Here is a 9,816-nt window from a genome sequence, read left to right on the forward strand (position 1 = left end):
TGTGCCGGTCATCGTAGCCGCACCCCGCCCGTCACCACACCCTGTCACCGCGATGTCACTGTGCACGTAGCAGGAACGTGGCGGAAGACCAGAAGGTTCCCCGCGCACCGCGGTTCCTCCCCGCCACGGACACCGTGCGTCAGCGACGTCGCGACGAGGTCACGCGACGAGTTCACGCGACAACGTTCAGACGTCCCGCCGTTCCTGACGCATCCACTGCTCCAGCACGGACAGCAGATGATCGGGATCGACCGGCTTGGTCACATAGTCGGAGGCGCCCGAGTCGATCGCCTTCTCCCGGTCGCCCTTCATCGCCTTGGCCGTCAGCGCGATGATCGGCAGCCCGGCGAACTGCGGCATCCGCCGGATCGCCGTGGTCGTGGCGTACCCGTCCATCTCGGGCATCATGATGTCCATCAGGACGACCGCCACGTCGTCGTGCTGCTCCAGGACCTCGATGCCCTCCCGGCCGTTCTCCGCGTACAGCACCGTCAGGCCGTGCTGCTCCAGCACGCTGGTGAGCGCGAAGACGTTGCGGATGTCGTCGTCGACGATGAGCACCTTCTCGCTGTCGAACCGGACGCTCTGCCGCGGCTGTGCCGTGACCTCCCGGCCCTCGGACCACTGCTCCTGCTGCTCGCCGCCGCCGTGCTGCGCGCCCGCGGTGACCGCCCTGCGGCGGCGCCTGAAGAGCGCCGCGGGCCCGTTCTGGGTCGCCTGGTACGACTTCACCTCGGACGGCGTCTCGATGTCCAGCACGGACAACTCCGTGTCGACCGCCGTCAGTTCGTAGGCCTCCCCGTCGGACGTGAGCTGTGCGTAGCCCTGCGGCGGCAGTTCGCTCGGGTGCAGCGGCAGATACAGGGTGAACGTCGACCCGCGTCCCGGCTCGCTCTGCGCATGGATCTCGCCGCCCAACAGCCGCGCGATCTCCCGCGAGATGGACAGCCCGAGGCCCGTACCACCGTACTTGCGGCTCGTGGTGCCGTCCGCCTGCTTGAACGCCTCGAAGATCACCCGCATCTTGCCGGCCGCGATGCCGATGCCCGTGTCGGCCACGGAGAACGCGATCATCTCGCCGTCCGGCTCCCGCAACGAGCCCGCCTCCAGCAACTGCTCCCGGATGGCGACCGGGACATCGCCGCCCGCGGGCTGGATGACCAGCTCGACGGCGCCGATGTCGGTGAACTTCACCGCGTTGGACAGCAGGTTGCGCAGCACCTGGAGGAGCCGCTGCTCATCGGTGTGCAGCGTGGCGGGCAGCTCCGGCGAGACCCGTACGGAGAAGTCCAGGCCCTTCTCCGCGGTCAGCGGCCGGAAGGTCGCCTCCACGTAGTCGACGAGCTGGACGAGCGCGATACGCGTCGGGGACACGTCCATCTTGCCCGCCTCGACCTTCGCCAGATCGAGGATGTCGTTGATGAGCTGGAGCAGATCGGAGCCCGCGCCGTGGATGGTCTCGGCGAACTCGACCTGCTTGGGCGAGAGATTGCCCTCCGCGTTGTCCGCGAGCAGCTTCGCGAGGATCAGCAGGGAGTTGAGCGGCGTCCGCAGCTCGTGCGACATGTTGGCCAGGAACTCGCTCTTGTACCGCATGGAGACGGCGAGTTGCTCGGCGCGCTCCTCCAGGATCTGCCGCGCCTCCTCGATCTCCGTGTTCTTGACCTCGATGTCGCGGTTCTGCCGGGCCAACAGCGCCGCCTTCTCCTCCAGTTCGGCGTTGGACGCCTGAAGGGCCTTCTGCCGCTGCTCCAACTCCTCCGAGCGCAGCCTCAGTTGCTCGGTCAGCTCCTGCGACTGGCGCAGCAGCACCTCGGTCTTGGTGTTGACGGAGATGGTGTTGACGCTCGTCGCGATCATCTCGGCGATCTGGTTGAGGAAGTCCTTCTGGATGTGCGTGAACTCCGTGAAGGACGCCAGCTCGATGACGCCGAGCACCTTCCCCTCGAAGAGCACCGGAAGGACGATGACCTGCGCGGGCGGCGCCTCTCCGAGCCCGGAGGAGATCCTCAGATAGCCGCTGGGCGCCCGGTCCACCAGGATCGTGCGCCGCTCCCTGGCGGCCGTCCCGATGAGCCCCTCCCCCGGCCGGAACGACGTCGGCATGGAGCCCATCGAGTACCCGTACGACCCGAGCATGCGCAGCTCGTACGCGTCCTCCGTACCGGACCCCAGGTCCTTGCCGTCGACCAGCGGCATGGCGAGGAAGAACGCGCCGTGCTGCGCGGTGACCACCGGCGTCAGCTCGCTCATGATCAGCGAGGCCACGTCCGCGAGGTCCCGGCGGCCCTGCATCAGGGCGGAGATACGCGCGAGGTTGCCCTTGAGCCAGTCCTGCTCCTTGTTGGCGATCGTGGTGTCGCGCAGGTTGGCGATCATCTTGTTGATGTAGTCCTGAAGTTCCTGGATCTCGCCGGAGGCGTCCACGTCGATCTTCAGGTTGAGGTCGCCCCGGGTCACCGCGGTCGCCACGCGCGCGATGGCGCGCACCTGCCGGGTCAGGTTCCCGGCCATCTCGTTCACCGACTCGGTCAGATCACGCCAGGTGCCGTCGACGTCCCGGACCCGCGCCTGGCCGCCGAGCTGGCCCTCCGTACCCACCTCGCGCGCCACCCGCGTGACCTCCTCGGCGAAGGAGGAGAGCTGGTCGACCATGGTGTTGATGGTGTTCTTCAACTCCAGGATCTCGCCGCGCGCGTCGATGTCGATCTTCTTGGTCAGATCGCCCTTGGCGATGGCGGTGGTCACCATGGCGATGTTGCGCACCTGGCCGGTGAGGTTGGAGGCCATCTGGTTCACCGACTCGGTGAGGTCCTTCCACGTACCGGCCACGCCCGGGACATGCGCCTGACCGCCCAGGATGCCGTCCGTGCCCACCTCGCGGGCCACCTTGGTGACCTGGTCGGCGAACGAACTCAGCGTCTTCACCATGGTGTTGAAGGTGTCCGCGAGCTGCGCGACCTCGCCGCGCGCCTCGATCGTCACCGTCCGCGTCAGATCGCCGTTGGCGACGGCGGCCGCGACCTGGGAGATGTTGCGCACCTGCACCGTCAGGTTGTTCGCCATCAGGTTGACGTTGTCGCTGAGGTCCTTCCAGATGCCGGTGACGCCCGGCACATGCGCCTGGCCGCCGAGGATGCCCTCGGTGCCCACCTCGCGGGCCACCCGCGTGACCTCGTCCGCGAAGGACGAGAGCTGGTCGACCATCGTGTTGACGGTGGTGACCAGTTCGAGGATCTCGCCCTTGGCGTCCACGGTGATCTTCTTGGACAGGTCGCCCTTGGCGACCGCGGTCGTGACCTCGGCGATGTTGCGCACCTGAATGGTCAGGTTGTTCGCCATGAAGTTCACCGACTGCGTGAGGTCCTTCCATGTGCCCGAGACCCCCTGCACCTCGGCCTGCCCGCCGAGCATGCCCTCGGTGCCCACCTCGCGCGCCACCCGCGTCACCTGCTCCGCGAAGGACGAGAGCTGGTCGACCATCGTGTTGATGGTGTTCTTCAGCTCCAGGATCTCGCCGCGCGCGTCCACGTCGATCTTCTGCGACAGATCACCACGGGCCACCGCCGTCGCGACCTGCGCGATGTTGCGCACCTGTGTGGTGAGGTTGCCGGCCATGCCGTTCACCGAGTCGGTCAGGTCACGCCACACCCCGGCCACCCCGGGCACCTGCGCCTGACCGCCGAGGCGGCCCTCCGTACCCACCTCACGGGCCACCCGGGTGACCTGCTCGGCGAACGCGGAGAGCTGATCCACCAGGTTGTTGATGGTGTTCTTCAGCTCCAGGATCTCGCCGCGCGCGTCCACGTCGATCTTCTGCGACAGATCACCGCGGGCCACCGCCGTCGTCACCTGGGCGATCTGCCGAACCTGCGAAGTGAGGTTCCCCGCCATGAAGTTGACGGAGTCGGTCAGCTCCTTCCAGGTGCCGCTGACCCCCGGCACCACGGCCTGACCGCCCAGCCGACCCTCCGTACCCACGTCCCGCGCCATACGCGTGACCTGATCGGCGAAGGAGGAGAGCTGGTCCACCATCGTGTTGACGGTGTTCTTCAGCTTGAGCATCTCACCGGAGACGTCCACGGTGACCTTCTGCGACAGATCACCGTTCGCCACGGCCGTCGTCACCTGGGCGATGTTGCGCACCTGACCCGTGAGGTTGCGGAACGCGGTGTTCACGGAGTCCGTGAGGTCCTTCCACGTACCCGCCGCGCCGGTCACCTGCGCCTGCCCGCCCAGCTCGCCCTCGACCCCGATCTCCCGCGCCACGCGCGTGACTTCGGAACCGAACGCGGAGAGCTGGTCCACCATCCCGTTGACGGTGTTCTTCAACTCGAGCATCTCACCGGCCACATCGACGGTGACCTTCTGCGACAGATCACCGTTCGCCACGGCCGTGGTGACCGCCGCGATGTCCCGCACCTGCGTGGTCAGGTTCCGGAAGACCGTGTTGACCGAGTCCGTGAGGTCCTTCCACGTACCCGCCGCGCCCGGCACGTTCGCCTGCCCGCCGAGCCGGCCCTCGCCGCCGACCTCGTTGGCCACCCGCGTGACCTCGTCCGCGAACGTCCGCAGCGTCTCGGTCATCTGGTTGATCGTCTCGGCGAGCTGCGCGACCTCGCCGCGCGCCGACACCGTCACCTTCTGCGACAGATCACCGCTGGCGACCGCCGTCGTCACCTGCGCGATCCCGCGCACCTGGGCGGTCAGATTGCCCGCCATCAGGTTCACCGAGTCGGTGAGGTCCTTCCACACCCCGGCCACCCCGGGCACCTGCGCCTGACCGCCCAGCTCGCCCTCGGTGCCCACCTCGCGGGCCACCCGCGTCACCTCGGAGGAGAAGGAGGAGAGCTGGTCCACCATCGTGTTGACGGTGTTCTTCAACTCCAGCATCTCACCGGCGACTTGAACGGTGACCTTGCGGGACAGATCGCCCTTCGCGACCGCCGTCGTCACCAGCGCGATGTCCCGCACCTGCGCCGTCAGCCGGTACGCCATCGTGTTGACCGAGTCCGTGAGGTCCTTCCACGAACCGGACATCCCGCGCACCCGGGCCTGCCCGCCCAGCTTGCCCTCCGTACCCACCTCACGGGCCACCCGCGTGACCTCGTCGGTGAACGTCGACAACTGGTCGACCAGGTTGTTGACGGTGCGCCCGACCTTCAGGAACTCCCCGCGCAGCGGCTGCCCCGCCCCCTCCGGCCCCTGGGTCCGCAGCTCCATCCGCGGCGACAGATCGCCCTCGGCCACCGCGAACAGCACCCGGCTGACCTCGGACACCGGACGTACGAGATCGTCGACGAGCGCGTTGGACGCCTCGATCGCGCTGGCCCAGGAGCCCTCACTGGCCCCTGTCTCCAGCCGCTCGGCGAGCTTGCCCTCACGCCCCACCATGCGCCGCACCCGCGCCAACTCGCTGGTGAGATGCAGATTGCGGTCCGCCACCTCGTTGAAGGCGGCGGCGATCTCCGACATCACCCCGTCGCCCGAGACCGTCAGCCGCCTGCGGAAGTTGCCGTCCCGCATCGCCGTGAGAGCGGCCAGCAGCCGGTTCAGGGCCGCCGTGTCCACCTCGGTGGTTCCCTTGCGTGCCGTGCGCTGGTTGCTCAGGGACCGTCCGCCTTTCGCGCGCGTCTTCGTGCCCCGCGTCGCTGCGCCAGACTCCACTGTGTCCCTCCCGCAGGGGTCGACCATCACTGCCGTGCTCAGCGGTACGGCCGGGCGTACCGCTCAACTCTGGGTACTTCTGCCCGGTTGACCAGGCACGTGCGCATGCTCCCGCCCGGTGTGGCGGAAGGCACGTGGGCTGCCCGCACCTTCTCTGGAAGCTTGCCCAGTGTTTCACCCTGCCTGAACCCGGCCATAACAGTTCGGCAGCTTCGCACACGGTCCGCACACACTCCGGGTGTGAACACCGGCGTCCGGCATCGGCTCGGGCGGCGAAGGTAAGTAACCTTGCATGCGGCTGTCCAGCCGCACCGGTCGACCGGCCTGGGCGGTGGCACACGCACGAGCGGGCAGGCATCGGAGGGGCGCCGCACCATGACCACCGAACTGCATTCCGAGGAACCACGCCAGGATCCCCGGGACACGGGCCGTCAACCACTGCCTCGGCAGGAGTGGACAGGACCCGGGACCACGCACGCCGAGCAACCGAGAAGCCGTTCCGGGGTCACCGCGCGCGCGTCCGCCCGCTTCGAACCCGTCGGACGGGCGGTCGCCTCCGCCCGCTCCTTCGTCCGGGACACGCTCCAGGGCTGGGGCTTCGCCGACATCGCCGACGACGCCGTGGTCCTCACCAGCGAACTCGTCACGAACGCCGTCGTCCACGCGGGCACCTCCGCGGAAGTGCTCTGCCTGCGCAGTGACGACGGCGTACGCATCGAGGTCGCCGACCGCTATCCCGAGCGTGAGATCCCGCTCCAGACGACCGCCGTCAGCATGGGCAGCCCCGACCGCGAGGGCGGTCGCGGCCTCCAGCTCTGCGCCGCCCTGGCCGGCCACTGGGGCGTGGAGTACACGCCCACGCACAAGCGGGTCTGGTTCCGGCTCGACCTTCCCGACCGCCCGATCGGCACCCGCGCGGCAGGCCCCGCCCTGCCCACCGAGCTGCTCCCGCTCACCGACGGCCGGGTCCGCGTCGCGGTCCTCCAGATCGACCGGACCGGCAGCCTGTCCGCGTGGAACGAGGACGCAGAGGAACTCTTCGGATACGCCGCCGACCAGGTCATCGGCAAACCCCTGATCGACCTCGCGGCCTGGCCGCACACCCCCAGCACCGGCACGGGCATCGCCGAGGCCCTTCGGCTCTCCCGCTGGGAGGGCAGCTACGGCATCCGCGGCGCCGACGGCCGGGTGATCCCCGTCTACGCCTCGCATCTGCGCGTCCGCGACACGGCCGGGGAACCGTCCACGGTCTGCCTGCTCGTCCGCGACCAGGAACGCGCCGTGCTCCAGACCCCGCCCCGCGCACCGGCCCCCGACACGGCGAGCACCACGGACGGCCAGAGCCCGGACCCCTTCGAACTCTTCATCGGTTCCCCGGCCCCCGACGACCTCGACGGCCTGCTCCAGCGCACGGTGGAACGCGCCCGCGACATCCTCGACGGCGACGCGGCCTTCCTCCTCCTGGCCACGGACGACGAGACGGAACTGGAGGTCCGTGCCTCCACCGGCCTGCCCTCCGCCCGCCAGCGCTTCGCCCGCGTCCCCGTGGAGGCGGGCCCCGGCCGCTACGGCTCGGCCCGGATGCCGGCCGTCCACGACGACCTGACGGCCGCCTCGGGCGCGGTCCCGCTGCTGGGCGGCACGGGCATGCGCTCGGTGGTGACGGTCCCGCTCAAGGTGGAGGGCCGCCTGACCGGCTCCCTCGGCGTCGCGGCGGAGGCGCCCTCCCGCTACTCCAACGAGGAGGCGCTGCGCCTGCAGTTCGCGGCCGACCGCATCGCGCTCGCCGTCGAGTCGGCCCGCCTCGGCGAGCTGGAACGGCTGCGCCGCGGCTCGCTGAGCTTCCTCGTCGAGGCCTCGGACCTGCTGGCGGGCACCCTGGACCGCGATCAGACGCTGGCGCTGATGGCCCAGATGACCATCCCGACCCTGGCCACCTGGTGCGCGGTGTACACGATCGCCGACCAGGCCTCGGAGCCCTACCTCTCGTACGTGCTGCACGAGGACGAGGACCGCATCGACGGCCTCAAGGAGCTGCTGTCCAAGATCCCGCCGCCGGAGCCGATCCCCACCCCGGGCGCCCGCGTCTGGGCGGCCCCGGCGGAGGCGGCCCGCCAGGCGGCCCTGCGTTCGTCCTGGCGGGGCCTCGGCCTGGGCGAGCACTCCCCGGGCGACGGTTCCACCGTCGGTACGACCCAGGCCACGGCCTCGGCGGTGGGCGGCGAGACGGTCGTCCTTCCCCTGGTCGCCCGCAACCGCGTCATCGGCATGCTGACCCTGGGCAAGCCGGCCGACGAGCACTTCCGCCAGGAGATCCTGGAACTGGCCGAGGACTTGAGCCGCCGGGCCGCACTGGCCCTGGACAACGCCCGGCTGTACTCGGAGCGCACCGCCATCAGCCAGTCCCTCCAGCGCAGCCTGCTCCCGCCGGAACACCCGCATGTCGACGGCGTCGAGGTCGAGGTCATCTACCGCGCGGCCGGCGAGGGCAACGAGGTGGGCGGCGACTTCTACGACCTGTTCCCGATCCACGACGGCGCGTACGGCTTCGCCATCGGCGACGTCTGCGGTACGGGCCCGGAGGCGGCGGCGGTCACGGGCCTGGCCCGGCACGCCCTGCGGCTGCTGGCCAGAGAGGGCTACGGCGGCCCGGCTGTCCTGGAGCGCCTGAACTCCGCGATCCTCGACGAGGGCCCCCGCAGCCGCTTCCTGACGCTTCTCTACGGCGAGTTGTGGCCGCAGGAGGACGGCAGCGCGAAGCTGAAGGTGGTCTGCGCGGGCCATCCGCTGCCGCTGCGCCTGCGCCCGGACGGCACGGTGGAAGCAGCCGCCGAACCGCAGCCGCTCCTCGGTGTCATGGAGGACCTGGAGCTGTACGAGCAGACGCTGACGCTCGATCCGGGGGACGTCCTGCTGTGCGTCACGGACGGCGTCACCGAGCGCCGCGAGGGCACGCGCATGCTGGGCGACGACGGTCTCGCGGAGGTGCTGACGACCTGTACGGGTCTGACGGCGGGCGCGGTGGCGGCCCGCATCAGCCGCGCGGTGGAACGCTTCGCCTCGGATGCCCCGTCGGACGACATGGCGATTCTCGCGATGCGCGTGCCGGGCCTCTTGCCGGACTGAGGGAACGCGAAGGAACGCGACGGGACAGGGAAACGCGACGGATTGGGGAAACGGAAAAGGCCTCGCCCTAATGGGCGAGGCCTTTTGCTTGAGCCCCCAAACGGAATCGAACCGTTGACCTTCTCCTTACCATGGAGACGCTCTACCGACTGAGCTATAGGGGCCTGTTGCGCTTTCGAGGTCTCCCTCGCGGCAACGAAACAGAGCATACCCCGAACTGGCGTGTGCTCCCAACTGTGCACACCGGTTCAGAGCGCGGGCCGCAGCAATCCGCCCAGCGCGTTGCACGCGGAGACGATCCTGTTCATCTCACGCCGTGTCAGCGACGCCTCCACCGGCAGCGCGAGCGTCTCGTCGGCGGCTCGCTCGGTCTCGGGCAACGACACCTCGCGACGGAATCCCGGCAGCCGGTGCACGGGTGTCCTCACCGGAACTTGGCAGTCAACTCCCCTGGCTCGCAAGGCCCTTGCGAACGCGTCCCGGTCGGGCCGCCCATTGCCCGCCACCCGTACGACGTACTGCTGGTAGGTGTGACCGCCGCTGGTCTCGGGTGTCCGCACGCCCCGCAGCCGCCGGTCGAGGTAGCCGGCTCGCTCCCGGCGCTGCGCCACCTCGGCGTACGGTGCCGCCGACTCCCCTTGTTCCAGCACCAGAAGCCCGTGCCGCTGCCCGACTTCATGCAGCCGCGCGACATCGGCCGGCCGCCCGAAGCGGTGGACGACGAGGACGGCTACGGTCTGCGCGCTGACCACGGCTTCGACGGCTACGGGGTCGAGGCAGTACGTCACCGGGTCGATGTCGGCGAAGACGGGTGTCGCACCCGTCAGGATCACGGCCTCGGCCAACTCGCTGTTCCCGAAGGCCGGAACGATGACCTCGTCACCGGCACCGACACCTGCGGCCCTGAGCATTCGAGCAGTACCCATGACTGGGATGCTGACGGGCCGCGGTGAACGCGAAGTGACGGGAAACGCAAAAGAGCTGGTCCCCGAACCGAAGTTCGGGGACCAGCTCTGAAGTATT

Annotated in this window: 3 protein-coding genes and 1 tRNA gene; 1 reads left to right on the forward strand and 3 read right to left on the reverse strand. The window is 69.4% G+C overall.

Translation table 11 applies throughout. From position 1 onward, the window contains the following. Positions 1-186: 186 nt before the first annotated feature. Positions 187-5,667: a HAMP domain-containing hybrid sensor histidine kinase/response regulator gene (locus NGF19_RS17485; protein ID WP_252425877.1), complete on the reverse strand. Its 5,481-nt coding sequence runs from the start codon at positions 5,665-5,667 to the stop codon at positions 187-189. A 375-nt stretch (positions 5,668-6,042) separates the two neighbouring features. Here NGF19_RS17485 and NGF19_RS17490 point away from each other — a divergent pair, with 375 nt between their 5' ends. Further along, on the forward strand, positions 6,043-8,793 hold the full coding sequence (locus NGF19_RS17490) for a SpoIIE family protein phosphatase (RefSeq protein ID WP_252425878.1): 2,751 nt from the start codon (positions 6,043-6,045) through the stop codon (positions 8,791-8,793). 91 nt (positions 8,794-8,884) lie between these two features. Here NGF19_RS17490 and NGF19_RS17495 read toward each other — a convergent pair. Together NGF19_RS17495 and NGF19_RS17500 are read right to left on the reverse strand one after the other, a co-directional pair. Continuing rightward, positions 8,885-8,957: transfer RNA gene (locus tag NGF19_RS17495), tRNA-Thr, on the reverse strand. A gap of 84 nt (positions 8,958-9,041) precedes the next feature. After that, the gene (locus NGF19_RS17500) at positions 9,042-9,704 is read right to left on the reverse strand and encodes a DegT/DnrJ/EryC1/StrS family aminotransferase (RefSeq protein WP_252425885.1); all 663 of its coding nucleotides are present in this window, start codon (positions 9,702-9,704) and stop codon (positions 9,042-9,044) included. Positions 9,705-9,816 lie beyond the last annotated feature (112 nt).

This window comes from Streptomyces macrolidinus (assembly GCF_023887685.1).
In the GTDB taxonomy this organism is placed as follows: Bacteria; Actinomycetota; Actinomycetes; order Streptomycetales; family Streptomycetaceae; genus Streptomyces; species Streptomyces macrolidinus.

What these genes read in the sequence shown, in the direction of transcription:
- NGF19_RS17490 (WP_252425878.1), top strand. Translation starts at nt 6,043, where the DNA reads ATGACCACCGAACTGCATTCCGAGGAACCACGCCAGGATCCCCGGGAC.
- NGF19_RS17500 (WP_252425885.1), bottom strand. Translation starts at nt 9,704, where the DNA reads ATGCTCAGGGCCGCAGGTGTCGGTGCCGGTGACGAGGTCATCGTTCCG.